Origin of the sequence: Streptomyces sp. NPDC050674 (assembly GCF_040654575.1) — a bacterium.
Taxonomy (GTDB): Bacteria; Actinomycetota; Actinomycetes; order Streptomycetales; family Streptomycetaceae; genus Streptomyces.
Genome location: NZ_JBFAIG010000034.1, coordinates 1 through 25,189, shown reverse-complemented (window position 1 = coordinate 25,189; position 25,189 = coordinate 1). Strand labels below are relative to the sequence as shown.

Annotated in this window: 23 protein-coding genes; 5 read left to right on the top strand and 18 right to left on the bottom strand. The window is 71.9% G+C overall.

Annotation, left to right across the window (positions count from 1 at the left end; translation table 11 throughout):
• Window positions 1-135 precede the first annotated feature (135 nt).
• The 3 genes from AB0I06_RS33600 to AB0I06_RS33590 all read right to left on the bottom strand — a co-directional run bounded on the left by AB0I06_RS33600 (window position 136) and on the right by AB0I06_RS33590 (window position 4,251).
• Window positions 136-1,353: a PLP-dependent aminotransferase family protein gene (locus AB0I06_RS33600; protein ID WP_363122654.1), complete on the bottom strand. Its 1,218-nt coding sequence runs from the start codon at window positions 1,351-1,353 to the stop codon at window positions 136-138.
• 126 nt (window positions 1,354-1,479) lie between these two features.
• On the bottom strand, window positions 1,480-2,382 hold the full coding sequence (locus tag AB0I06_RS33595) for an SAM-dependent methyltransferase (RefSeq protein ID WP_363122653.1): 903 nt from the start codon (window positions 2,380-2,382) through the stop codon (window positions 1,480-1,482).
• 105 nt (window positions 2,383-2,487) lie between these two features.
• Entirely contained in the window at window positions 2,488-4,251 is a 1,764-nt protein-coding gene (locus AB0I06_RS33590) for a helix-turn-helix domain-containing protein (RefSeq protein ID WP_363122652.1), read from the bottom strand.
• A gap of 227 nt (window positions 4,252-4,478) precedes the next feature.
• Between AB0I06_RS33590 and AB0I06_RS33585 the strand changes: the two genes are divergently transcribed.
• Window positions 4,479-5,180 (top strand): DUF4232 domain-containing protein, encoded by a 702-nt coding sequence (locus tag AB0I06_RS33585; protein WP_363122651.1) that lies wholly within the window; start codon window positions 4,479-4,481, stop codon window positions 5,178-5,180.
• Window positions 5,181-5,190: 10 nt separating this feature from the next.
• Here the strand turns inward: AB0I06_RS33585 and hemB are convergent, their stop codons facing one another.
• Window positions 5,191-6,189 (bottom strand): porphobilinogen synthase, encoded by a 999-nt coding sequence (gene hemB / locus AB0I06_RS33580; protein WP_363122650.1) that lies wholly within the window; start codon window positions 6,187-6,189, stop codon window positions 5,191-5,193.
• A gap of 215 nt (window positions 6,190-6,404) precedes the next feature.
• On the opposite strand from hemB, the gene AB0I06_RS33575 reads away from it, so the two are divergent.
• Complete coding sequence (locus tag AB0I06_RS33575; protein WP_363122649.1) at window positions 6,405-7,793, top strand: FAD-binding oxidoreductase; 1,389 nt, start codon at window positions 6,405-6,407, stop codon at window positions 7,791-7,793.
• Between the two features lie 24 nt (window positions 7,794-7,817).
• Here AB0I06_RS33575 and AB0I06_RS33570 read toward each other — a convergent pair whose 3' ends face one another.
• The 5 genes from AB0I06_RS33570 to AB0I06_RS33550 all read right to left on the bottom strand — a co-directional run bounded on the left by AB0I06_RS33570 (window position 7,818) and on the right by AB0I06_RS33550 (window position 13,623).
• Window positions 7,818-9,524, bottom strand: a complete 1,707-nt coding sequence (locus AB0I06_RS33570; RefSeq protein ID WP_363122648.1) for a bifunctional uroporphyrinogen-III C-methyltransferase/uroporphyrinogen-III synthase — start codon at window positions 9,522-9,524, stop codon at window positions 7,818-7,820.
• Entirely contained in the window at window positions 9,521-10,516 is a 996-nt protein-coding gene (gene hemC / locus AB0I06_RS33565) for a hydroxymethylbilane synthase (RefSeq protein ID WP_363122647.1), read from the bottom strand. Before hemC ends, AB0I06_RS33570 begins: the two co-directional genes overlap by 4 nt.
• Window positions 10,513-12,270: a glutamyl-tRNA reductase gene (locus tag AB0I06_RS33560; protein ID WP_363122646.1), complete on the bottom strand. Its 1,758-nt coding sequence runs from the start codon at window positions 12,268-12,270 to the stop codon at window positions 10,513-10,515. The genes hemC and AB0I06_RS33560 overlap by 4 nt, the downstream gene beginning before the upstream one ends.
• Window positions 12,267-13,031, bottom strand: a complete 765-nt coding sequence (locus AB0I06_RS33555; protein ID WP_363122645.1) for a redox-sensing transcriptional repressor Rex — start codon at window positions 13,029-13,031, stop codon at window positions 12,267-12,269. Before AB0I06_RS33555 ends, AB0I06_RS33560 begins: the two co-directional genes overlap by 4 nt.
• Before the next feature lie 313 nt (window positions 13,032-13,344).
• Window positions 13,345-13,623: a glutaredoxin family protein gene (locus AB0I06_RS33550; protein WP_363122644.1), complete on the bottom strand. Its 279-nt coding sequence runs from the start codon at window positions 13,621-13,623 to the stop codon at window positions 13,345-13,347.
• Between the two features lie 162 nt (window positions 13,624-13,785).
• Between AB0I06_RS33550 and AB0I06_RS33545 the strand changes: the two genes are divergently transcribed.
• The 3 genes from AB0I06_RS33545 to AB0I06_RS33535 all read left to right on the top strand — a co-directional run bounded on the left by AB0I06_RS33545 (window position 13,786) and on the right by AB0I06_RS33535 (window position 17,310).
• Window positions 13,786-14,703, top strand: coding sequence for an HAD-IB family hydrolase (locus AB0I06_RS33545; RefSeq protein WP_363122643.1), 918 nt, complete (start codon window positions 13,786-13,788; stop codon window positions 14,701-14,703).
• Window positions 14,704-15,052: 349 nt separating this feature from the next.
• Entirely contained in the window at window positions 15,053-15,823 is a 771-nt protein-coding gene (locus AB0I06_RS33540) for an ECF subfamily RNA polymerase sigma factor, BldN family (RefSeq protein WP_363122642.1), read from the top strand.
• Between the two features lie 236 nt (window positions 15,824-16,059).
• Window positions 16,060-17,310: a DUF5667 domain-containing protein gene (locus tag AB0I06_RS33535; protein ID WP_363122641.1), complete on the top strand. Its 1,251-nt coding sequence runs from the start codon at window positions 16,060-16,062 to the stop codon at window positions 17,308-17,310.
• 86 nt (window positions 17,311-17,396) lie between these two features.
• Here AB0I06_RS33535 and AB0I06_RS33530 read toward each other — a convergent pair whose 3' ends face one another.
• From AB0I06_RS33530 to AB0I06_RS33490, 9 genes are all read right to left on the bottom strand, one after another.
• A complete protein-coding gene (locus tag AB0I06_RS33530) occupies window positions 17,397-18,452 on the bottom strand; it encodes a 1-acyl-sn-glycerol-3-phosphate acyltransferase (protein WP_363122640.1) in 1,056 nt (351 codons plus the stop codon).
• Between the two features lie 14 nt (window positions 18,453-18,466).
• Window positions 18,467-19,528 (bottom strand): NAD-dependent epimerase/dehydratase family protein, encoded by a 1,062-nt coding sequence (locus AB0I06_RS33525; RefSeq protein ID WP_363122639.1) that lies wholly within the window; start codon window positions 19,526-19,528, stop codon window positions 18,467-18,469.
• A 200-nt stretch (window positions 19,529-19,728) separates the two neighbouring features.
• Complete coding sequence (locus AB0I06_RS33520) at window positions 19,729-19,827, bottom strand: AURKAIP1/COX24 domain-containing protein (RefSeq protein ID WP_003948845.1); 99 nt, start codon at window positions 19,825-19,827, stop codon at window positions 19,729-19,731.
• Between the two features lie 157 nt (window positions 19,828-19,984).
• A complete protein-coding gene (locus AB0I06_RS33515) occupies window positions 19,985-20,197 on the bottom strand; it encodes a helix-turn-helix domain-containing protein (RefSeq protein WP_004984898.1) in 213 nt (70 codons plus the stop codon).
• 129 nt (window positions 20,198-20,326) lie between these two features.
• Window positions 20,327-21,142: a phosphatase gene (locus AB0I06_RS33510; RefSeq protein ID WP_363122638.1), complete on the bottom strand. Its 816-nt coding sequence runs from the start codon at window positions 21,140-21,142 to the stop codon at window positions 20,327-20,329.
• A gap of 101 nt (window positions 21,143-21,243) precedes the next feature.
• Window positions 21,244-22,416 (bottom strand): acetoin utilization protein AcuC, encoded by a 1,173-nt coding sequence (locus AB0I06_RS33505; RefSeq protein ID WP_363122637.1) that lies wholly within the window; start codon window positions 22,414-22,416, stop codon window positions 21,244-21,246.
• Window positions 22,367-23,587, bottom strand: a complete 1,221-nt coding sequence (locus AB0I06_RS33500; RefSeq protein WP_363122636.1) for an MFS transporter — start codon at window positions 23,585-23,587, stop codon at window positions 22,367-22,369. The genes AB0I06_RS33505 and AB0I06_RS33500 overlap by 50 nt, the downstream gene beginning before the upstream one ends.
• A gap of 66 nt (window positions 23,588-23,653) precedes the next feature.
• Window positions 23,654-24,370, bottom strand: a complete 717-nt coding sequence (locus tag AB0I06_RS33495; protein WP_363122635.1) for a VC0807 family protein — start codon at window positions 24,368-24,370, stop codon at window positions 23,654-23,656.
• 68 nt (window positions 24,371-24,438) lie between these two features.
• Entirely contained in the window at window positions 24,439-25,083 is a 645-nt protein-coding gene (locus AB0I06_RS33490) for an HAD family hydrolase (protein ID WP_363122634.1), read from the bottom strand.
• Window positions 25,084-25,189: the final 106 nt, after the last annotated feature.

Here is a 25,189-nt window from a genome sequence, read left to right as displayed (position 1 = left end):
CGGAGGAGGGCGTCAACGCGATGGGGGTCCCTCCCGCGCGAGCGCAGCCGAGCGTGGGGGAGTTGACAACCGACGACAACGCGGCAGATGTGCGTACCACGCCCCGCGACGCCGGCATGATCCAAACGACAGGCCCTAGGGCGTCCGGCCGCGCAGCCCCGTCTCCAGCCTCCGCAGCCCCTCCCCGATCTCCTCCGGGGTCTGCGTCACGAAGCACAGGCGCAGGGTGGTGCGGTCGGGCGGGCCGGCGTAGAAGGGCGCGCCGGGGACGTAGGCGACGTCCTGCCGGACGACCTGCTCCAGCAGGGCGGTCGTGTCGTACGGCTCGGGCAGGCGCGCCCAGAGGAACATGCCGCCCTCGGGCCGGTTCCAGACCGACCCCTCGGGCAGCGCCCCGGCCAGCCCGGCGAGCATCGCGTCGCGGCGTTCGCGGTACACACCGGCGACGCGGGTGACGTGGGCGTCGAGGTCGTGGTCGGCGAGGTAGCGGGCCGCGGCGAGCTGGTTGACGGTCGGGGTGTGCAGGTCGGCGGCCTGCTTGGCGACGGCACAGGCGCGCCGCAGCTCCCCGGGCGCCCGCAGCCAGCCCAGCCGCAGCCCGGGCGCCATGACCTTGGAGAAGCTGCCGAGCAGCACCGTCCGGTCCTCGGCGCCCGGGTGGGCGGCGATCCACGGCACGCGTTCACCGTCGTAGCGCAGTTCGCCGTAGGGGTCGTCCTCGACGATCCACAGTCCGCGCCGGGCGGCGACGGCGGCCACGGCGGCGCGCCGCGCGGCGGGCAGCGTCCGGCCGGTGGGGTTCTGGAAGGTGGGCACGGTGTAGAGCAGCTTGGGCCGCTCGCGCGCGACGAGGTCCTCCAGCGCCTCGGGGTCGAGGCCGTGCTCGTCGCCGGGCACGGCCACGATCCGGGCCCCGGCGAAGCCGAAGGCCTGGAGTGCCGCCAGATAGCAGGGGTCCTCGACGAGGACGGTGTCCCCGGGTTCGAGGAGCGCGGTGGCCAGGAGGGAGAGGGCCTGCTGGGAGCCGGTGGTGACGAGCAGGTCGTCGGGGCCGGTCGGCAGGCCGCGCGCGGTGGTGCGGGCGGCCAGCGCCTCCCGCAGCGCGGGTTCGCCCTCGGTCGTGGAGTACTGCAACGCCCGCGCGGGCGCCTCGGCGAGCACCGCCTCGAACGCGGCGGCGATGCCCTGGGCGTCGAACAGCTCCGGGGCCGGGAGCCCGCCCGCGAAGTTGATCACCTCGGGGCGGGCGGTGACGGCGAGGATGTCCCGTACGGGGGAGCCGCCGACGGCCCGCGCCCGCGTGGCCAGGGGCGGCACGGCGCAGTGGGTGGGCAGGGGCTCGGCGACGCTCATGACACGGCTCCTCGGGCTGCGGTGACGCCTGCTGCCCCGCAGCCTAAGCACCTACGTGCCTCCTACAAGCAGGTTTCCGGGATCCGGACGCCGAGACCGCGCGGAGGCGGCCCCGGAACCGGCGGTTCAGCCCTTGGCGCCGATCGCCGCGTACACGTTGATGTCCGCGTCCGTGACGTCGTTGATGTCGCTGTAGCGCACCTTCTCGATGTCCTCAAGCCCGGCGAGGAAGGACTCCTCCGGCTGCTCGGGGACGGGGGCGGCGTGGTCGGGCCGCCAGCGGTGCGCGGGGACGACACCCGGGTCGGTGATCTCCAGAGCGTTCTCCGTGAAGAACCGCTCGACGTCGGCCCGGGAGCGCAGCACGAAGGTGAACCCCCGCTCGGTGTACGTCCGCTGGACCGCGCGGATGTTCTCGGGGTTGAGGTCCTCGGTGAGGTGGCTCAGCACCAGCCGGCTGCCGGAGGGCAGCTCGTCGAGCAGCCCGCGCACCAGCGGGTACGCCTCCTCGTCCGCGACGAAGTGCAGGACGGCGACCAGGCACAGCGCGATCGGCCGGTCGAAGTCCAGGGTCTTCACGGCCTGTTCGAGGATGCGGGCCGGGTCACGCAGATCGGCGTCGATGTAGTCCGTACGTCCCTCGGGCCCGCTGGTCAGCAGGGCGCGTGCGTGGGCGAGCACCACGGGGTCGTTGTCGACGTACACGACCCGCGACTCGGGAGCGAGGCGCTGGGCGATCTGGTGCACGTTCTCGGCGGTGGGCAGCCCGGTCCCGATGTCCAGGAACTGCCGGATGCCGTCCTGCTCCACGAGCGTGGTCACCGCACGCCGCAGGAAGTCGCGGTTGTGCCGTACGTCGAGGTACCCGCGCGGGTTGGCTGCCAGCGCGGCGGCGGCCGCGTCCCGGTCGGCGGCGTAGTGGTCCTTGCCGCCGAGGAACACGTCGTAGACCCGGGCCGGGTGCGCCTTGCTGCTGTCGATCCTCCTCCGCAGCTCGGCGGGGTCCTGGCTGAGGGCGTCACCGGACATGGACGTCTCCCTGAGAGTTGATTGTTCAATCAGCAACCACTACGACGGTCAACAACCTAACGGTTCAACCGAGTTGGTGGTGCCCGTACGATCGCCCGGGGCCGACTACTGCGTGGTCCCCTCCTCGACCCACTTCTCGCCGCCCAGCGGGAACTCGTACGCCGGGCGCCCGTTGTTGCCGCTCGTACGGAAGGGCCGGCCGTGGTCGTCGACGGTCAGCGTGCCCGTCCGGTCGCCGCTGGACCAGGTCAGCTCCAGGTACCAGCTGACGTCGTACGCGGAGGCGTCGGCCCGGATGTAGTACACCTCCGGGTCGCTCTCACTCACCTTGAAGGGGAAGTCCGCGTGCCCCGCCTCGGGCACGACTCCCGGGCGCGCGGCGTCGAGGGCGACCGTGAAGAACCGGGTCGGCACACCACCGCCGCAGCCGACGCCCGGATACCCCATGGCGTAGTCGTTCCAGGCGAGCGGCGCGCGCTTGCCCGCCATGCGGACCGTCAGCCGCTCGACGACCACGGTCTCCTTCCCCGTCCCCTGCACGGTCAGCTTGAGGAACTGCTCCCCCGACGGCACGGCCCGCGTCGCCGCGACCCAGCCGGGCGCGTCCTGCTCCGGCGGCGGTGGCCCGACCCGCTCCGGCGGCAGATTCACCAGGTAGCGCTGGGAACACGGGCTCTCCCAGGCGTGCGGCTGTGTGTGCACGGTGAGGGGAGCGGCACCGGAGGCGGTGTCCCGCCCGGGGCGGTCCGCACCGATGCCGGTGCCCTTGCCCTCTCCCTTGCCCTTGCCGTTGTCGGCGGAGGGTGAGGCGGGGGGCGAGGAGGCCGTCCCCTGCCCCTTCTTCCCTTCGTCCCTGCCCTTCTTCGCGCCGCCCGCGGTGGACGAACCCGCCGAGGGCGAGAAGGAGGCCGCCGCGTCCCGGTCCGTCCGCCCGTCGGCACGGCCGGAGGCCGCCGCCGCACCGCGCCGCCCGTCGTCGTCCGGCCCGCCCGAGGGAACGGCCACGGCGAGACCGACCCCGCCGAGGGCCACGGCCGCGGCGACACCGGCGAGCAGGGTACGGCGGGGGCGCCGCCGCCGGGGCTCACCCGAGCCGCCCGCTCCCGTGGAACCGCCTGCCGTCGGGCCGTCGGCTCCCGAGGTGAGCGGGTCGGCCCCGGAGGACGCCGCCTGCGCATCGGCCACCGCCGGAAGGGGGCCCTGCGGGGAGGCCCCCGGAGCCGAGGCCCCCTCGCCCGGGGCCTCCCCGGAGGGGGCCACCTCGGCGGAGACCACTCCGGCGGGGGCCACCTCGTCGGACGCCTCTCCGGAGGGGGCCACCTCGGCGGAGACCACTCCGGCGGGGGGCACCTCGGCGGAGACCACTCCGGCGGAGGGCACCTCGGCGGACGCCACTCCGGCGGAGGGCTCGTCGCCGGAGGCCACTCCCGCAGGGGCCACCTCGGAAGCGGCCGCACCCCCAGAGGCCACCTCGCCGGAAGCCACACCGGCAGAGGCCACCCCGGAAGCCACTCCCCGAGAGGCCACCCCGGAAGCGGCCGCACCCCCAGAGGCCACCCCGCCGGAAGCCACACCCGCAGAGGCCACCCCTGAAGCGGCCGCGCCGCTCCCCTTGCGCACCCGGCCGGCATCCGCCAGCACCCACCGCCGGTGCAGTTCGACGAGTTCCGCGGGTGACGCCTTGCAGAGCCGGGCGAGTCGTTCCACCGGCGCGTAATCGGTTGGCACCGCGTCCCCGTTGCAGTACCGGTGCAGTGTCGACGTGCTCATGTGGAGCCGCTTGGCGAGCACCCCGTAGCTCAGCCCCGAGCGCTCCTTCAACTCCCCCAGCAGCGCGGCGAACTCCGCCGCAGCCGTGCCTTCCGACACCGTTCCTCCATGCCCGTGTCCCGTTCCCCCGTTCCAGGGAATGGCCGCTCTCCCTGGTCAGAGCCTGTGCGGGCGTTCCGACGTCCCTGATCGTCCGCCGGGTGTGGCGGCCGGGACGGATCACCGCACAAGCTCTGGTCATCCAAGCACGCCGCTCCCGGCGCTCCGGCGGAGCGACCCACTCGGGCCTGCTTGCCCCCTGCCTTTGTCCGAAAGGAAACCCAGCCATGCGCACGTGCCACGCCCTGCCCACCGCCCTCCTGGCCGCCTCACTCGCCCTGACGGCGTGCCAGAACGGCACGGGCGCGAAGGACGAGGGCGCGGCCCACCGCGAGCCGGCCGCGGCGACCGTCACGGCGACACGACCGACCGGGGACACAGGCAGCGGGAAGGACGCGAGCGGCCCGACCGGTACGCAGGCGGCGGCGAAGGACAAGGCGAAGGACAAGGCGAAGGACAAGGCGAAGGACAAGAGGAACGCCGGGAAGCGCACCGCGGTGACCGGCGTCTCCTGCAACGGTTCCCACACCACCGTCACCGCCCGGCCGGTCCGCCGCCCCCTCAACCACATGCTGCTCACGGTCGAGAACACCGGCTCGAAGCCGTGCGACCTCACCTACTACCCGGTGCTGCGCTTCGACGAGATGCAGTGGGTCCCGCAGCCGATCAAGGAATCCAAGCCGCAGGCGGTGACGACCCTGGCCCCCGGCGAGTCCGGCTACGCGGGCGTCTCGCTGTCGGCGGCCGACGGCAGCGGCGAGGGGGGCACCACCGGCCACAAGCTGACGGTCGGCTTCCAGGGCCGCACGCCGAACAGCGACGGCGGCCCCTCGGCGATCCCGGCCCTGCCGGCCAAGGGCGTGTACTACGACAGCACGCTCACGGTCACCCACTGGCTGCCCGAGAGGGACGACGCGCTGTCCTACTGACGCCTGAGACCTACTGCTCCTTGAGCTTCTGGGCCACCTCGGTGGCCCAGTAGGTGAGGATGCTGCGCGCACCGGCCCGGCGGATGCCGGTCAGCGCCTCCAGGATCGCCCGGTCCCGGTCGATCCAGCCCTTCTCGGCGGCGGCCTCGATCATCGCGTACTCGCCGGAGATCTGATAGGCGGCGACGGGCACGTCCACGGCGTCCGCGACCCGGGCGAGGATGTCCAGGTAGGGCCCGGCCGGCTTGACCATCACCATGTCGGCGCCCTCCTCCAGGTCGAGGGCGAGCTCGCGCAGCGACTCCCGGATGTTCGCGGGGTCCTGCTGGTAGGTCTTCCGGTCGCCCTGCAACGAGGAGCCGACGGCCTCCCGGAACGGCCCGTAGAAGGCGGAGGCGTACTTGACGGTGTAGGCGAGGATCGCGACGTCCTCCCGCCCGATCTGGTCGAGCGCGTCACGGATGACCCCGACCTGCCCGTCCATCATCCCGCTGGGCCCGACGACATGGGCACCGGCGTCGGCCTGCACCTGGGCCATCTCCGCGTACCGCTCCAGGGTCGCGTCGTTGTCGACCCGCCCCTGCGCGTCGAGCACACCGCAGTGCCCGTGGTCGGTCGTCTCGTCGAGGCACAGGTCGGACATGACGAGCAGGTCGTCGCCCACCTCGGCCCGCACGTCCCGCAGTGCGACCTGGAGGATCCCGTCCGGGTCGGTCCCCGGCGTCCCGAGCGCGTCCTTCTTGGACTCCTCCGGCACGCCGAACAGCATGATTCCGGAGATCCCCGCCGCCACGGCCTCCGCTGCGGCCTTCTTCAGGCTGTCCCGGGTGTGCTGCACGACCCCGGGCATCGCCCCGATCGGCACGGGCTCGCTGACGCCCTCCCGCACGAAGGCTGGGAGGATGAGGTCGGCGGGGTGCAGCCGGGTCTCGGCGACCATCCGACGCATCACGGGGTTGGTCCGCAACCGCCGCGGCCGAGTACCGGGGAAAGATCCGTACGTCGTCATGACCTCTACGCTACGCCCGCCCCAAACCCCCCGATACCGACGCCTTGTCGGCCCCAGCCGCGGGCATGCCGCGCCGAGCACACCCCCCGGAACCCAGGTCCCCGCATGCGCCCCCACACCCCCAGGTCCATCCTGAAATCAACAAGGACACGGACCCCGACGGCCCCCTCGCTCGCCGCCGCCGTCCCTCCGTACCCGCCCCCACGGAGGACGCGATGACCGCTCCGCACCACACCCCCGACCTCTTCGCCCTCTCAGAACTCCACGGCCCGGTCCTGCGCCCCGGCGAAGGCGCCTACGCCGACGAGGTCACCGGCTTCAACCTGGCCTCCCTGCACACCCCGGACGTGGTGGTCGGGGCCACCGGCACGGACGACGTCGTCACCGCCATGCGCTGGGCGCACGCCACGGGCACCCCGGTCGCCGTCCAGGCCACCGGCCACGGCGCCAACTTCCCGATCGAGCAGGGCCTGCTGATCAGCACCTCCCGCATGACGGACGTCCACGTCGACCCCGCCACCCGCACGGCCACCATCGCCGCGGGCGCGAAGTGGAGCCACGTCATGGCCGCCGCCGCGCCGCACGGCCTGGCCGGCCTGTGCGGCACCTCCACCGACGCGGGCGTCGTCGGCTACCTCCTCGGCGGCGGTCTCCCGGTCCTCGGCCGGGCCTACGGCTACGGCGCCGACCTGGTCCGCTCCTTCGAGGTCGTCACCCCGGACGGGCGGCTGCGCGAGGCGGACCCCCGGCACGAACCGGAACTGTTCTGGGCCCTGCGCGGCGGCAAGGGCAACGTCGGCATCGTCACCTCGCTCGTCACCGAACTGCTGCCCCTGTCCCGGCTCTACGGAGGCGGCATCCACTGCCACGCCGAGCACACGCGGACGCTGCTGCGGGCCTGGGCGGACTGGACGCGCACCGTCCCGGACGAGATGTGCAGCATGTTCTCGGTGCTGCGCCTGCCGCCCATCCCCCAGATCCCCGAGCCCCTGCGCGGCGGCTTCTGGGCGAGGGTCGCGATCGCCTGGCCGGGCGATGCGGCCGAGGGCGAGGCACTGATCGCGCCACTGCGCGCCGCCGCCCCCGTGGCCGTCGACACGGTGGAGGAGATGGACTGCGCGGCCATGGACCGCATCCACATGGAACCCCAGGACCCGCTCCCGGCACGGGAGTGCTGCATGCTCCTGCGCGACCTGACGCCCGACGCCCTCGGCACGTTCCTGGAGCAGGTCGGCCCCGAGGCCGGCGCCGACCACCCGCTGCTGGTCGCCTCACTGCGGCACATGGGCGGGGCACTGGCCCGCCCGTCCGCCGTCGAGGACGCCGTCTGCGCCCGCGACGCCGGGTACTTCATGGAGTCGGTCGGCATCATGCCCGCCCCGCCCGTGGCCGAGGCCGTCGAACAGGCCACGCGCCGCCTCTACACCGCCATGGCCCCGTACGGCACCGGCCGCACCATGGTCAACATCCACGGCACCCCGGGCGACGAACAGGACCGCGCCCGGGCCTGGACCCCGGAGGTCTACGCACGACTGCGCCACGACAAGGCCGTCTACGACCCGGACAACCTGCTGCGCTACGGCCACGCGGTGACTCCCGCGTAGCCGCAGCGACAGAACAGAAGGGGATCAGGTCGTCGAACGCCGCCGCCGGGCCCCGGGCCGCCGCTCGCTCGGCCGTGTCACCGGATCGCCGGCCTCCAGAGCCGCCGCCCGGCGCTTCGCGCCGAAGTCGGCCAGGGCTTCCGCCAGCTTGTGCACGGACGGCTCGGGAGCCATCACGTCCACGCGGAGCCCGTGCTCCTCGGCGGTCTTGGCCGTGGCCGGGCCGATACAGGCGATCACGGTGACGTTGTGCGGCTTGCCGGCGATGCCGACCAGGTTCCGCACGGTCGAGGACGACGTGAACAGAACGGCGTCGAACCCACCGCCCTTGATCGCCTCGCGGGTCTCCGCCGGCGGCGGCGAGGCCCGCACGGTCCGGTAGGCCGTGACGTCGTCGACCTCCCAGCCGAGCTCGATCAGCCCGGCGACCAGCGTCTCCGTGGCGATGTCGGCGCGCGGCAGGAACACTCTGTCGATCGGGTCGAACACCGGGTCGTAAGGCGGCCAGTCCTCCAGCAGACCGGCGGCCGACTGCTCACCGCTCGGCACCAGGTCCGGCTTCACACCGAACGCGATCAGCGCCTTCGCCGTCTGCTCGCCGACGGCCGCGACCTTGATGCCCGCGAAGGCACGGGCGTCGAGCCCGTACTCCTCGAACTTCTCCCGCACGGCCTTGACCGCGTTCACCGAGGTGAAGGCGATCCACTCGTAGCGGCCCGTCACCAGGCCCTTGACCGCGCGCTCCATCTGCTGGGGCGTGCGCGGCGGCTCGACGGCGATCGTCGGCACCTCGTGCGGCACGGCCCCGTACGACCGCAGCTGGTCGGAGAGCGACGCCGCCTGCTCCTTGGTCCGCGGCACGAGCACCTTCCAGCCGAACAGCGGCTTGGACTCGAACCACGCGAGCTGGTCGCGCTGGGCGGCGGCGGAACGCTCACCGACCACGGCTATCACCGGCCGGCCGCCGTCGGGCGAGGGCAGCACCTTGAGCTGCTTCAGCGTCTGCGCGATCGTGCCGAGCGTGGCGGTCCAGGTGCGCTGCCGGGTGGTCGTGCCGGCGACGGTGACCGTCAGCGGCGTGTCCGGCTTGCGCCCGGCGGAGACGAGTTCTCCGGCCGCCGCGGCGACGGAGTCCAGCGTCGTGGACACCACGACCGTGCCGTCCGACGCCCCGACCTCCGTCCAGCACCGGTCCGACGCCGTCCGCGCGTCCACGAACCGCACGTCCGCGCCCTGCGCGTCCCGCAGCGGCACACCGGCGTACGCGGGCACACCGACGGCGCTCGCGATACCGGGGACGACCTCGAAAGGCACCCCGGCGGCGGCGCACGCCAGCATCTCCTCGGCGGCGTACGTGTCGAGGCCCGGGTCCCCGGACACGGCACGCACGACCCGCCTGCCGCCCCGCGCGGCCTCCATGACAAGATGTGCGGCATCCCGCACCGCGGGGACGGGCGCGGTGGTTGACGTGCCGTCAACTACCGTCAGCTGGGGCGTTCCTGTGCCCGGAGCAGGGTCCTGCGAAGGATCCGGGTCCGTGTGCACTTCGGAGACGCCCTGCCTGGCGTGCTGACGTACGACGTCGAGCACCTCGTGCTCGGCGACGAGAACGTCCGCGTGCGCCAGCGCCTCCACGGCGCGCAAGGTCAGCAGTCCCGGATCTCCGGGTCCGGCACCCAGGAAGGTGACGTGCCCGTGTTCAGGACCGGCGGAAAGGGCGGTGGGGCTCACTGTGCTCGCTCCCCCATCAGACCGGCCGCGCCCTGGGCGAGCATCTCGGCCGCGAGTTCGCGACCGAGCGCCATTGCCCCGTCGTGCGTCTCGGGCACGGGACCGGTGGTGGACTGCTGCACCGTGCGCGAGCCGTCGGTGGTCCCGACGACGGCGCGCAGGCGCATTTCCTTGACAAACTGCCCGTCGGCCTGGGGGTCCCCCCGCTCGAGCGGAGCCGAGAGGGGGGGAAGGTCGGCCAGCGCGCCCACGGGAGCGCTGCAACCGGCCTCCAGGGCGGCGAGCAGTGATCGCTCGGCCGTCACGGCGATCCGCGTGAACGGGTCGTCGAGCTCGCCGAGCGCGGCGATGAGGTCCGCGTTGCCCGCGGTGCACTCGATCGCCAGGGCCCCCTGGCCGGGGGCGGGCAAAACCGTGTCGACCGACAGGAAGTCGGTCACCTCGTCGCCGCGGCCGATCCGGTTCAGTCCGGCGGCGGCCAGCACGACGGCGTCGAGCTCCCCGCTGCGCACGAATCCGATGCGGGTGTCGACGTTGCCGCGGATCGGGACCGTCGCTATGTCCAGGCCGTGGCTGCGGGCGTACGAGTTGAGCTGCGCCATGCGCCGCGGCGAGCCCGTACCGATGCGCGCCCCGGGGGGCAGGTCGGTGAACTTCAGCGCGTCCCGGGCGACGATCACGTCCCGCGGGTCCTCGCGCTCGGGCACGGCGGCCACGACCAGTTCGTCGGGCTGCGTGGTCGGCAGGTCCTTCAGCGAGTGCACCGCGAAGTCGACCTCGCCCTTGAGCAGCGCGTCGCGCAGGGCGGTCACGAACACGCCGGTGCCACCGATCTGGGCGAGCGCCTCACGCGAGACGTCGCCGTACGTGGTGATCTCGACGAGCTCGACGGGCCGCCCGGTCACCCGGCTCACGGCTTCCGCCACTTGCCCGGACTGGGCCATGGCGAGCCTGCTCCGCCGGGTGCCGAGCCTCAGCGCCTTGTCAGTCATGCCGGGCCTCGGTCTCTCTGGGTGGTGCTTTCCTCGGCCCGGGAGACGGCGGCCACCGTCTCGGGGTCGAGGTCGAACAGGGTGCGCAACGCGTCCGCGTACCCGGCGCCGCCGGGTTCGGCCGCGAGTTGCTTGACCCGCACGGTCGGCGCGTGGAGCAGTTTGTCGACCACGCGCTTCACGGTCTGGGTGATCTCGGCTCGGTGCTTGTCGTCGAGGCCGGGCAGTCGCCCGTCCAGCCGGGCGATCTCGCCGGCCACGACATCCGCGGCCATGGTGCGCAGGGCGACCACGGTCGGCGTGATGTGAGCGGCCCGCAGTGCTGCCCCGAAGGCCGCGACCTCGTCGGAGACGATACGCCTGACCTGGTCCACATCGGCAGCCATCGGAGCGCCCGCGGAGGCCTCCGCCAGCGACTCGATGTCCACCAGCCGCACCCCGGCCAGCCGGTGCGCGGCCGCGTCGATGTCCCGGGGCATCGCCAGGTCCAGCAGGAAGAGCACCGGCTCCGGCCGCTGCGGTTCCTCGACCGGCTCGGGCCGGCGCCGCTCGGGGATGCGCCCGACGGTGGCGGCGGTCGCGGCGAGCGCGGCGATGGCGTCGGTGTCCGCAGCCGGGTCGAGTGTGCCGGCCGTCCCCGGCCGGGCCTGGCCGCCCGCACGCCGGGCATCGCCCGCCGTGCCGTTGTCCACCCATGCCGCGTGCTGCTCCAGGTCGGCGGCGGCCATGCCGGCCACGGCGGCCTCGCCCAGCACGGAGAAGCCGGCGGTGCCCTGCACCGCGGACAGGTCCAGCGGACAGCCGTCCTCGGTGCCGAGGCCGGTGCCCGAGGCACCGCCCCGCTGCGTGCCGGAACCGGTCGCGGAGCCGGAGGCGCCGCCCGGCGCTCCGGGTCCGGCCGACGGCACGGGCGTACGGCCCTCGACCGCCTCGGCGACCGACTCGGCCGTCAGGACCAGGCCCGTCGCGCCGGTGCAGGAGACGGCGACGTCGGCACGTGTCAGCTCGGCCGGCACCGACTCCATCGGTACCGCGCGGGCCGCCACGTCCGTGTCGTCGCCCTCCATGAGGATCTGGGCGAGACGCTCGGCGCGGTCGAAGGTGCGGTTGGCGACGACGATCTCGGCGACCCCGGCCCGCGCGAGCGTGGCCGCGGCCAGGGAGGACATCGACCCGGCCCCGATGACCACGGCCTTCTTGCCCCGTGCCCACCGCTGTACGTCGCCGCCCCGGGCCAGCTGCTCCAGACCGAAGGTGACCAGGGACTGGCCGGCGCGGTCGATGCCGGTCTCGGAGTGGGCGCGCTTGCCGACCCGCAGGGCCTGCTGGAACAGGTCGTTCAGCAGGCGGCCTGCGGAGTGCAGCTCCTGCGCCCGGGCCAGGGAGTCCTTGATCTGGCCGAGGATCTGGCCCTCGCCGACGACCATTGAGTCCAGCCCGCAGGCCACCGAGAACAGGTGGTGGACGGCCCGGTCCTCGTAGTGCACGTAAAGATAAGGAGTGAGCTCCTCCAGGCCGACGCCGCTGTGCTGGGCGAGCAGCGTGGACAGCTCGGCGACACCGGCGTGGAACTTGTCCACGTCGGCGTAGAGCTCGATGCGGTTGCAGGTGGCGAGCACCGCGGCCTCGGCGGCCGGTTCGGCGGCGACCGTGTCCTGGACCAGCTTGACCTGCGCGTCCGTGCTCAGCGCGGCCCGCTCCAGCACGCTGACCGGGGCGCTGCGGTGGCTCAGTCCGACGACGAGGAGACTCATGCCGGCATCACGGCGGGCATGTCCCCGTCGGGCCCCTGGTCGGCGGACTCGCTGCGCGCGGCGGCGGCCGGGACGCCCCCGTCGGAGGCGGCGGCCTCCTCGCCGGCCTTGCGCTGCTCGTGGAAGGCGAGGATCTGCAGCTCGATGGAGAGGTCGACCTTGCGCACGTCGACGCCGTCCGGCACGGACAGCACGGTCGGCGCGAAGTTCAGGATGGAGGTGACACCGGCGGCCACGAGCCGGTCGCAGACCGCCTGGGCGGCACCGGCGGGGGTGGCGATGACACCGATCGACACGCCGTTGTCCTGGATGATCTTCTCCAGGTCGTCGGAGTGCTGCACGGGGATGCCGGCGACGGGCTTGCCGGCCATGGCCGGGTCGGCGTCGATCAGCGCGGCGACCCGGAAGCCACGGGAGGCGAAACCGCCGTAGTTGGCGAGGGCGGCGCCGAGGTTTCCGATACCGACGATCACGACCGGCCAGTCCTGGGTGAGCCCCAGTTCGCGGGAGATCTGGTACACGAGATACTCGACGTCGTAGCCGACACCCCTGGTCCCGTACGACCCGAGGTAGGAGAAGTCCTTGCGCAGCTTCGCGGAGTTGACTCCCGCCGCGGCCGCGAGCTCCTCGGAGGAGACCGTGGGAACCGAGCGCTCCGACAACGCGGTCAGAGCGCGGAGGTACAGCGGAAGCCGGGCGACGGTGGCCTCGGGAATCCCTCGGCTGCGGGTCGCCGGTCGGTGAGTTCGGCCAGTTGCCACGGTGCTCCTGCGGGTAGAGCGGGGCTGTAGGCGGTCATACGTCCCTACATGACCGCCCCGTCGAATGCAGGCTATGTCTTTGTGAACGCGTGCACAAAGATGGTGTCCGATTTGCCCGGCCAACGTGACCGGGGTCACGCGCCCCCGGCGCACGCGCAGGGAACCGGTGCATACGCACCACCGTTCCTTGTCTTTCGGGGGCAAAACCGCACACTCTCCTCAGTGAATCCCGCCCCCGAGACCAAGTCACCATCGATCCTAAGCGACCCGAAGGCCACTTTGGACTGATCGGTCAGTCGCCGGCCGGACGGGATCAGTCGGTCAGCGCCTTGCGCAGGCGGTCCTCGTTCACGCGCCAGAACGTGTGCTGCCTGCCGTCCACCAGCACGACCGGGATCTGCTCCCAGTACTGGTCGTGCAGTTCACGATCCTCGGTGATGTCCTTCTGCTCCCAGGGGACTCCGAGATCACCGCACACCTTCTCCACAACGACCTGTGCGTCATCACACAGATGACAGCCGGGCTTGCGGATCAGGGTGACGAGCCGGTCCCGAGGGGGCCTGCGACGCAAGAGGGGACTCATGTCCGCCATTGTCGCGCGCCCGCGGACCGGGGGGACCCCCGGGAAAGCGCCGGGCGGCGCGCAGGGCGCGCCCGTCCCGCACGGCGTCTTTGGCGCCACGCTTGCCGAGAGTTCACACAGTCCCAACCTCTCGGCTCCGGAACCCCCGAACAAAATGGCTATGCTCACGCCATGGCCGCTCTCGGATGGCTCACTCCCCGTAGGCGCTCCGCCACGGCGCGGAGCGTTTTGGCAGGCGAGGCCTCGGCGGAGGCAGCACGCAAGTCCTCACAGGAGGTCGCCGGCTCGACCGAGGAACCGCAGTTCCCGGTGCACGGCGACGACCAGGCCGCCGCCTTCTTCGACCTGGACAACACCGTCATGCAGGGCGCCGCCCTCTTCCACTTCGGGCGCGGCCTGTACAAGCGGAAGTTCTTCGAGACGCGCGAGCTGGCCAGGTTCGCCTGGCAGCAGGCGTGGTTCCGCCTCGCCGGGGTCGAGGACCCCGAGCACATGCAGGAGGCCCGCGACTCGGCCCTGTCCATCGTCAAGGGCCACCGCGTCGCCGAACTCCAGTCGATCGGCGAGGAGATCTACGACGAGTACATGGCCGAGCGCATCTGGCCGGGCACCCGGGCCCTCGCCCAGGCCCACCTGGACGCCGGCCAGAAGGTGTGGCTGGTGACGGCCGCCCCCGTCGAGATCGCCACCGTCATCGCCCGCCGCCTCGGCCTGACCGGCGCCCTCGGCACGGTCGCCGAGTCCGTCGACGGCGTCTACACCGGCAAGCTGGTCGGCGAACCGCTGCACGGCCCGGCGAAGGCCGAGGCGGTCCGCGCCCTGGCCGCCGCCGAGGGCCTGGACCTCGGCCGCTGCGCCGCCTACAGCGACTCGCACAACGACATCCCGATGCTGTCGCTGGTGGGCCACCCCTACGCCATCAACCCGGACAGCAAGCTGCGCAAGCACGCCCGCAAGCTGGACTGGCGCCTGCGCGACTACCGCACGGGCCGCAAGGCGGCCAAGGTCGGCATCCCGGCCGCGGCCGGGGTCGGCGCGGTCGCCGGCGGCACGGCGGCCGCCATCGCCCTGCACCGCCGCCGCCGCTGAGCACTTGATCAAACCGGGACACGGATGTTTGCGGCCTGACAATCCGCGTAAATCCAACTGGCGTACCCCCACAACCTCGTGTCCAGTCCTCTTGGCTGCACACGGCCACAACACGCCCCGGACTCAGCCGTGATCCGAACCTTTCCGATCAACAAACGTTCACAGTCCGGCACTTGATGCGGCGTCAATCGGTTACGGAAGCGACGTAACCGATGATTTGAGCAACTCGGTGTAGCAGCGCCTGCACGAAGCGTTATTCTCCTCAGACGCAAACCGGTACCCCTCCGTCGCTACGACGGGTGAAAGGTCCCGCACTGCACGTGATGGAAGCTCTGCCTCTGGGAGTCCCGTGTACCCACACGTCGGGGTTGACGCCTCGGGCCTGGCTACGCTGCGCGCAACGGTCCAAGACCTGTTGCGCGGCTTCGTCCCCACCGCGTACGCCGTCCCCGCATTCGCCACCGCCGCGCCCGTAGGCCCTTGCTACGCCCTGGCCGAAGGCAGCGCCGCGGTCGGCAGACGAGGGCGCCCGTCCGGCGCGGCCACCGTACGACGACCTGCCGCTGACAGCGACAGCGCCAGGATGATGGATCTCGTGGAGCGGGCCCAGGCGGGCGAGTCCGACGCCTTCGGCCGTCTCTACGACCAGTACAGCGACACCGTCTACCGGTACATTTACTACCGGGTCGGAGGAAAGGCGACCGCCGAGGACCTCACCAGCGAGACCTTCCTGCGTGCCCTGCGCCGCATCGGCACCTTCACCTGGCAGGGCCGTGACTTCGGCGCCTGGCTCGTGACCATCGCCCGCAACCTCGTCGCGGACCACTTCAAGTCCAGCCGTTTCCGGCTGGAGGTCACCACCGGCGAGATGCTCGACGCCAACGAGGTCGAGCGCTCCCCCGAGGACTCCGTCCTGGAGTCCCTCTCCAACGCCGCCCTGCTCGACGCCGTACGGCGGCTCAACCCCCAGCAGCAGGAGTGTGTGACGCTCCGCTTCCTCCAGGGCCTCTCCGTGGCCGAGACCGCCCGGGTGATGGGCAAGAACGAGGGCGCCATCAAGACCCTCCAGTACCGGGCCGTCCGCACCCTCGCCCGGCTCCTGCCGGAAGACGCCCGCTGACCGGCCCGCACGCTCGGCGACATCCAACTCACGTTCCGTGAAAGTCCGTTGACTTCGGCATCCGATGAGCCGTCGTCCGTAACCCAAGTGCCACGCCGCTCGTTGTGCGGGATGCAGGCTCCCTGTGGTCACCCCCTGGCCGACACCGATCACTCGATCGTGTGGTCGTGGTCAGGGTGTGCAACCCTCAGGACCCCCTGGGGAGTCGACCGTCATGACGAGAGGAGGTGCCGCCAGTGATCGCGAACGTATCGGCGCACCGGCGGGCGAACGCCTTCGCCCAGGCCCTGGAGGAGCAGTCCGAGCAGGGCACGGCGGCCGAGCAGCCAGAAGGATCGGCACCGGCCCCGGCAGTCGCGGAACCGAGCGAACACGTCCGCCATCTGGCGCTCGTCTCGGGCCTCGACGCGTTGCCCAAGCCGGAGCTCGACCCGGAGGTCAAGGTCGTCCAGCGGGCCCAGCTGGTGGCCGCTTTCGAGGCCATGCTCCAGGAGGGCACCGCGGGCGGCGGGGCGACGGACGGCGCGGTCCCCGAGCAGCGCTCCCGGGCCCGTGGCGCTCACCGCGCGAGTTCGCTGAAGAAGTTCCGGCCGCGTTCCCGGCTCGCCAAGGGCCTCACCGCGGGCGGGCTCAGTGTCGGCGTGGCCGCGAGCGCCTTCGGCGGAGTCTCCGCCGCCAGCTCGGACGCCCTGCCCGGCGACTCGCTCTACGGCCTCAAGCGCGGCATCGAGGACGTCAAGCTCGGCCTGGCCGACGGGGCGGACGAGCGCGGCCGGGTCTACCTCGACCACGCCTCCACCCGGCTCAGCGAAGCCAGGCGCCTGATGGAGCGCGGCCGTAGCGGCCCCCTGGACCACGAGTCTCTCGGCGAGATCCGCCGCGCCCTGTCCGGCATGCGGCACGACGCGTCCGAGGGCCACCGGCTGCTGAGCGAGGCGTACGAGCACGACCCGGACTCACTGGGCCCGATCCAGGCCCTGTCCGCGTTCTCCCGCTCCCACCGCCAGGCCTGGGGCGAACTGCGCGAGCGACTGCCCGTCCAGCTCGGAGACGTCAGCGAGCAGGTGTCGTCCGTGTTCGACGCCATAGACGAGGACGTCGCCCCGTTGCAGTCGCTGCTCCCCGAGCCCCCGGCCAAGGGCGGCGGCGACGGCAAGCGGCAGGGCGCCTCCGAGTCGGCCCCCAGCGGCTCCTCCGGCACCGACCGCTCGACCCGCCCCAGCGACGGCGGCGACAGGCGCAGCGACAAGGGCAGCACCGGCAGTGGCAGCCCCAGCCGCTCGGCCGGCTCCGGCAGCGACAGCGACGGCCTGCTCGGCGGCAACACCGGCGGCCTCCTCGACCCGCCGAAGGACAAGGGCGGCGAGGCGAGCACCTCCCCGTCGGCGGAGAGCGACACGCCGGTCCCCGAGCCCGACGTGACGCTCCCGCCGCTCCTGCCCGGCCTGCTGCCCGGTCTGGGCATCGACGGCGAGGACGCGGACTAGACGACGGCGACGCAGTGGTGGGGGCGCCCCTGATTCAAGGGGCGCCCCCACAGCCGTACGCGGACCGGGTCAGAAGAACACCGACCTCAGAAGAACACCGACCGCCGCTGCACCAGCAACTTGTAGAGCGTGTGCTGGATCTGCTCTCTGACCTGGTCGGTCAGGTTGAACATCAGCATCGGGTCCTCGGCCGCCTCCGGCGGATAGCCGTCCGTGGGGATCGGCTCGCCGAACTGGATCGTCCACTTGGTGGGCAGCGGGATCGCCCCGAGCGGCCCGAGCCACGGGAACGTGGGCGTGATCGGGAAGTACGGGAAGCCCAGCAGCCGCGCGACCGTCTTGGCGTTGCCGATCATCGGGTAGATCTCCTCCGCCCCGACGATCGAGCAGGGAATGATCGGCGCCCCGGCGCGCAGGGCGGTCGAGACGAACCCGCCCCGGCCGAAGCGCTGGAGCTTGTAGCGGTCCGCGAAGGGCTTGCCGAGCCCCTTGAAGCCCTCCGGCATCACCCCGACCAGCTCGCCCTGCTCCAGCAGCCGGGACGCGTCCTCGGCGCACGCCAGGGTGTGACCGAGCTTGCGGGCCAGCTCGTTGACCACCGGCAGCATGAACACCAGGTCCGCGGCGAGCAGCCGCAGATGCCGGCCCGCCGGGTGGTTGTCGTGCACTGCGACCTGCATCATCAGCCCGTCCATCGGCAGCGTGCCGGAATGGTTGGCGACGATCAGGGCGCCGCCCTCGGACGGGATGTTCTCGACGCCCTTCACCTCGACCCGGAAGTACGTCTCGTACAGCGGGCGCAGCAGGGACATCAGGACCTGGTCGGTGAGCTCCTCGTCGTAACCGAAGTCGTCGACCTCGTAGTCACCGGTGAGGCGGCGGCGCAGGAAGGCCAGACCGCCCGCGATCCGCCGTTCCAGCCCGCCCTCGCCGTCCCGGGAGGGCTCCGGCGGCTGTTCCTCGGAAGTCACGGGAACATCATCCTGCGGCTCGGCCCTGGTGGGCAGGGGCTGCACCTCACGGACCGGCACGGACTCCGCGCCCGGGCGGCGGTTCCCGGCGCTCCGGCGCCGCTGGGGGCGCTGCGCTGCGCTCCCCCGGGACCGGTCGTCGTCGAACGGAATGACCTTGGCGTCCGCCATCGTTGATGCGCTCCTCAGTTGGCGCTCTGCGTCGGGGAGTGTCCGCCGCCCGCGAGAGGCAGGTCGGCGAGCCGGTCGACGGCCCTCGCGAGGGCCTCGGGCGGAAGAAGTCCGGGACCCTGACTGCGGGCGAAGTCCGCGAACGTCTCCGCGGTCGTGTACTTGGGCTGGAATCCCAGCGTCTCGCGCATCTGGCCCGTGGCCACCACCCGGCCGTGCGTGAGCAGCCGGATCTGCTCGGGCGAGAAATCCGTCATCCCCAGCGTACGCACCAGCGAGCCCGCCCAGGTGACGGCGGGGAGCAGCAGGGGCACGGTGGGGCGGCCCAGGCGCCGGGAGCACTGGGAGAGCAGCAGCACGCCGTCGCCGGCGATGTTGAAGGTGCCGCTGTTGAGGGTGCCCCGGCGGGGTTCGTGCGAGCCGATCCGCAGCACCTCGATCACGTCGTCCTCGTGCACGAACTGCAGCCGCGGGTCGTAGCCGAACACGGTCGGCAGGACCGGCAGCGCGAAGTACGAGGCGAGCGGTGTGTCCGCGGTCGGGCCGAGGATGTTGGCGAACCGCAGCACGCACACGGCCACATCGGGCCGGCGGCGCGCGAAGCCGCGGACATAGCCCTCGACCTCGACGGTGTCCTTGGCGAAGCCGCCGCTGGGCAGGGACTTGGGCGGGGTCGTCTCGGTGAAGACGGCCGGATCGCGCGGCGCGGACCCGTAGACGTTGGTGCTGGACTTCACGACCAGCCGCTGCACGGCCGGGGACTTCTGGCAGGCACCGAGCAGCTGCATGGTGCCGATGACGTTGTTCTCCTTCAGGGACGCGCGGCTGCCGCTGCCGAGCGGCGTGCCCGTCACGTCCAGGTGGACGATCGTGTCGGCGCCCGTCTCGGCGAGCACCCGCGCGATCCCGGGCTGGCGGATGTCGGCCTGGACGAAGTCCGCACCGCCCAGATGGTGCTCGGGCGGCACCGCGTCCACGGCGATGACCCGCTCCACCTCGGGGTCCCGCTGGATGCGTCGGACGAACCGGCCACCCAGCTGGCGGGCCACTCCGGTCACGAGCACGACCTTGCCCAAGATCAGCGCCTTCCTTCCAGAACCTCTTGTTCCGCCGCGTTCCCCCGTGGGGCCAACTTAGCGGTTCGTCGTTGCGCTGTGATGACCGCCCGATGCGCGAAGTGACCGAAGCCAGCCGGACGCAGGAGCGGATACGCGTGTGGCCCCCCACCGGTGGTGGGGGGCCACAGCAACGCTCTCGCGGTGTCCGCGTCGCGAACTTACTTCTTGTTGCGACGCTGAACGCGCGTGCGCTTGAGCAGCTTGCGGTGCTTCTTCTTCGCCATCCGCTTGCGCCGCTTCTTGATAACAGAGCCCACGACTACCCTCGCTCACTTCTCATCACTCGGTGTTTGGGCGCCATGGGCCCATACGACCTACGAGGGGTCAGCCTACCCGTCCGAGCGCTGAGGTCGTAATCGAGGGGGCCGGGGAGATCCCGAAGTGCCCTGTGAGGATCGCCCCCGGCCCTTGCCGTCAGGCGGTTTCCACCCCCACGTAACTCTCGCGGAGGTACTCGTGAACCGCTTGCTCCGGGACGCGGAAGGACCGCCCCACACGGATCGCGGGCAGATGACCGCTGTGCACCAGCCGGTACACGGTCATCTTCGACACTCGCATCACCGAGGCGACTTCCGCCACGGTAAGGAACTGAACCTCGTTCAGAGGCCTCTCGCCAGCTGCAGCCATGACACACCTGAACCTTCCGCACTCGACGGCCACCGGCTTCCCCTTCCGGTGACTCTTCGTCGTTGCGTGCTCACTCCCCAATGTAGGGGCCAGTGATGCGAGTGGGGAAGAGGTGCACCCATCGGCGGCCTACTGTGACAGACACGCCCGATTGAGTACGTAGCGGGTAAGCGGCAGGTAGTAATCGGACCGCACGCCGTCATCAAGTGGAACGACGACGGACACGGACCCCTCGGCCTGCCCCACGAACAGCGCCGGGTCGTCCGTGTCGGCCGGCCCGATGGCCTCGAACCCCAGCTGACCTGCCCCGCAGACCCAGCCGTGGTCCCCGATCACCAGCTCGGGAAGGGGCCCGCCGGCCTCCGCACAAGCGGCCAGTACGGTACGAACAGGGAGAGGTGAGTGCGTATGTGCGCCGGGCTCACAACCGGGGCGTTCCGCCCCCGGGGTCCGCACCAGCGCGACTCCTCGTACGTAGTCGAGGATGTGCGTACGTAGACCGAACCGGGTCGTTATGTCGACACGGCGACCCTGCGCCGGGGTGAGAACGACACATCCCGCCGCCGACAGGGCGTCTGCCAGAGCGCCGTAGAAACCGAGCAGCCGGTGCGGGTGCCCGGTGCCGAGGAGCACCGGGGCGCGGCGCCGGGCGGCCTCGGCGAGGCGTTCCGCGAAGGCGTCCAGCGCCGCCAGGGTCCGCTCCGGATCGATCACGTCCTGGCCGGAAACCTGCCGGGAATCGGCCGAAACACCACACCGGTCCGCCATCAGCTCGATCAACTCCCGCTGCCGCCAGGCCCCTTCGGGATCGATGCCGATCAGCACCCGGGGGTCCCGGGCGGCGAAGAGCCGGTAACTGCGCAGGCTGGCCTCACGCGAGGTCGCCACGGTCCCGGCGAGCCGCGCGCCCACCAGATGGGCACGCAGGGCTTCGGTGGTCAGCACAGGGAGATCGTGCGCGACCGGCACCGCGCCTGTCCCGGGAACCGGCGAACACCGCACGGTCGGCCTACGCCCGGCAACGCGCCCGGGAAGGGATCACCCCCTCACGCCAGCAGCCCCCGCAGCGGGAACACCGCCCGCCGGGCCGCCAGCACCGCCTGGTCCAGCCGGTCCGCCGGGTCGTAGCCCTCCTCCCAGCCGCTCCAGGCCACGGGCCAGCGCCCGTCCGTCATCCGGGCCGGGGCCAACTGCCGCGTCCTCGCGAACACTTCCTGCCGCCAGCCCTCGGGGATCACCGCCTCGGGCTCCACGGCCCGCCCGGCCGCGATCGCGACCAGATGCGTCCACGAACGCGGCACGACCTCGACCACCGCGTAACCGCCCCCGCCCAGGGCCACCCACCGCCCGTCGGCATACTCGTGCGCCAGGTCGTGACAGGCCACCTGCACCGCCCGCTGCGCGTCCAGCGACACCGCCAGGTGCGCCAGCGGATCCTCGAAGTGCGTGTCGGCCCCGTGCTGCGTCACCAGCACCTGCGGCCTGAAGTCCGCGATCAGCTCCGGCACCACCGCGTGGAACGCCCGCAGCCACCCCGCGTCCCCGGTCCCGGCCGGCAGCGCCACGTTCACCGCCGAGCCCTCCGCCGAGTCCGCCCCGGTCTCCTCCGGCCACCCGGTCTGCGGGAACAGCGTCCGCGGATGCTCGTGCAGGGAGATCGTCAGCACCCGCGGGTCCTCCCAGAACGCCGCCTGCACCCCGTCCCCGTGATGCACGTCGACGTCGACGTACGCGACCCGCTCCGCCCCGAGCTCCAGCAGCCGCGCGATGGCCAGCGAGGCGTCGTTGTAGATGCAGAACCCCGACGCCCCGCCGGGCATCGCGTGGTGCAGCCCGCCCGCGAAGTTCACCGCGTGCAGCGCCTCACCGCGCCACACGGCCTCCGCCGCCCCCACCGACTGCCCGGCGATCAGCGACGACACCTCGTGCATCCCGGCGAACGCCGGGTCGTCCATCGTCCCCAGCCCGTACGACTGGTCCGCCGACGCCGGATCCACCGACGCGGCCTTCACCGCCCCGATGTAGTCCTCCCGGTGGACGAGCCGCAGCGTCGACTCCCCGGCCGCCTTCGCCGCGACGACATCCACCTCGCGGTCCAGCCCGAAGGCATCGACCAGCCTCCGGGTCAGGGCCAGCCGGACGGGGTCCATCGGATGCCCCGGACCGAAGTCATAGCCCGTTACTGCCTCGTCCCACATCAGCTGTGCGCGGCCGCTCATGCCCGCCACCGTATCGGTCCGGTTGAGGCGCGAACGACCGGGCGTACACCAGTGTCACCAGCACCAGCACCATCGGCACCAGCATGGCCCCGCGATAGCTCCACAGATCCCCGAGCGCACCCACCAACGGCGAACCGACCAGGAATCCCACGTAGTTGAAGACGTTCAGCCGGGCCACGGCCGCGTCGGACGCCCCCGGGAACAGCCTGCCGGCCGCCGCGAACGTCTGCGGCACCAGCACGCACAACCCCAGCCCCAGCAGCGTGAACCCCAGCATCCCGACCCACGCCCCGGGCGCCGCCGCCACCACGGCGAACCCGCCCGCCGCCACCAGCGCACCGCCCCGCACCACGGCGACCGCCCCGAACCGCCGCACCCCGAGGTCCCCGATCGCCCGCCCCAGCAGCGTGGTGATCATGTACACGTTGTACGGCACCGTCGCCAGCTGCTCGGAGCTGCCCAGCACGTCCTGCAGATACTTCGCGCTCCAGTTGGAGACCGTCGAGTCCCCGATGTACGCGACCGTCATCACCAGGCACAACGGCAGCAACAAGGCGAAGACGACCGTCTGCCCCTCCCCGCCCTTCTCCTCCCCCACCGCGGCAGCCGCACCCCGGTCGTCCACGTACCACCGGCTCCCCACCAGCACGGCCGGCAGCAGCACCAGCACGACCGGCAGATACGACACCCACAACGCCAGGTGCCAGTGCGCCCCCACCCACGCCAGCGACGCCCCGACGATCCCGCCCAGGCTGTACGCCGCGTGGAAACTGAGCATGATGCTGCGCCCGTAGGACCGCTGGAGGCTCACCCCGAGCATGTTCATCGACGCGTCGAGCACCCCGACCGCGAGGCCGAACGCCGCGAGCGCGACCCCGAGCTCCACCATCCGCTCCCCGGCCCCCACACCGAGCAGCGCCAGCAGCACGACGGGCTGGGACCAGCGCAGCAGCCGGCTCGGCCGTACCCGCTTCACCAGCCGCTCGGTGGTCACGCTCCCGACCCCGGCGAGGATCGGCACCGCGGCCAGGAACGCGGGCAGCAGCGCGTCGGAGACCCCGTACCGGTCCTGGATGGCCGGGATCCTCGTCACGAGCAGAGCGAAGGCGACCCCCTGCACCAAGAAGCTGAACGCCAGCGAGGCCCTGCCGCGCCGCAGCACATCAGTCATGGCGGCGAGCGTAGGGCCCCGGCTTACCCGTGGGTAGATCCAGCCGAAGGTGAGTTTTCCTCAGCTTCACGCGGCCAGGGCCGGCTCGCTCTCCCTGACCTCGCCGCCGGCGGCCTCGGCCGTGAGCATCCGCTCCATGGGCCCGGCGCCGAACGCACCGCCGAGCACGATCCCGGCCCCCACAGCGCCGAGGAGAACGACCGATCCGAGCCACACCATGGTGTCCACCGGCACCGTGAACGCCCCCACGATCCGCACGAGGCACTCCGCCAGGAGCACACCTCCCCACACGGCCGAGAAGACCCGTTCCTTGCGCCGGAAGTCCGCCGACGCCGCCGCGGTCCCGTCCATCAGCCGTCCCCAGGCTGCCTCCCTGGCCGCGTCCTTGACCAGGAACGGCTTGAGCGCCGCGGTCATCATCGGCCGCCCCAGCACGACGGACACCAGGATCCCGATGCCCACCGTGCTGCTGACGCCGCTGTCCTTGGCCAGCATCAGCCGCGGATCACCGGAGACGAAGCCGAGCATCAGCGAGACGACGTTCACGACGAGGACGAGCCCCGCGATCCCGTTGACCTTCCGCTCCCTGACCGCCCCCCACCCGGTCCGCAGGGCGGGGACGACGCTGCTCCAGGCGAGGGCGGCGAAGGTGCTCGCCCCGAAGCCGTCCTTGAGGAGGTAGTACGAGCCCATGGGGACGGCCACGTCCAGGATCAACGGCAGGAAGTGGTTCGCCCTGCCCGTCCGCCGGCCCGTTCGCGTGGTGCTGGTCTTCGTCGTCATGCCCTCAGCGTGCCGTTCGGCGACCGGCGCCAGTAGGCACGATCGTCCGGACCCCGGCATGACAATTGTCAGACGAGCAGGTCGGTCAACTCCGCCATGTGCGAGAAGAGTTGAGTCGCCCCCGCGAGCTTCTCGGCGGGCGTCATCCCGGTGAACCCGTACACGTCCATCCCGGCCGCGACGGCCGCCCGCACTCCCAGCGGACTGTCCTCCACGACGACACAGCGCTCGGGCGCCACGCCCATGTGCTCCGCCGCGTACAGGAACAGGTCGGGGGCCGGCTTGCCCCGCCCCACGTCCTGGGAGCTGAAGATGCGGTCGTCGTCGAACCAGCGGTCGAGTCCCGTCGTCCGATGCCCCACCCGGATCCGCTCATGACTCCCGGAGGAGGCCACGCAGTACGGCACTGAGTCGGCGGCCAGCTTCTCCAGGACCTCGGAGGCCCCGGCCACGGCCACCAGCTCCTGCTCGAACGCCGCGAACACCCGCGCATGGAAGACATCGTCGAAACGGTCCGGGAGCCGCTGCCCTGTCCGCTCGTACACCAGCTCGTGAATCCGGTGCATCGCCGATCCCATGTAGTCCCGGATGGACTCCTCGTACGAGGTGGGGTGCCCGAGCTCGGTGAGATAGGCGGCGAGCAACCGGTTGGAAATGGGCTCACTGTCGACGAGAACGCCGTCATTGTCGAAGATCACCAGGTCATAGCGCATACCTGGAGCCTAAACGCAGAAAACCCCCGCATCCGAAGATGCGGGGGTTTCCCTAAAAATTGTTCGGCGGCGTCCTACTCTCCCACAGGGTCCCCCCTGCAGTACC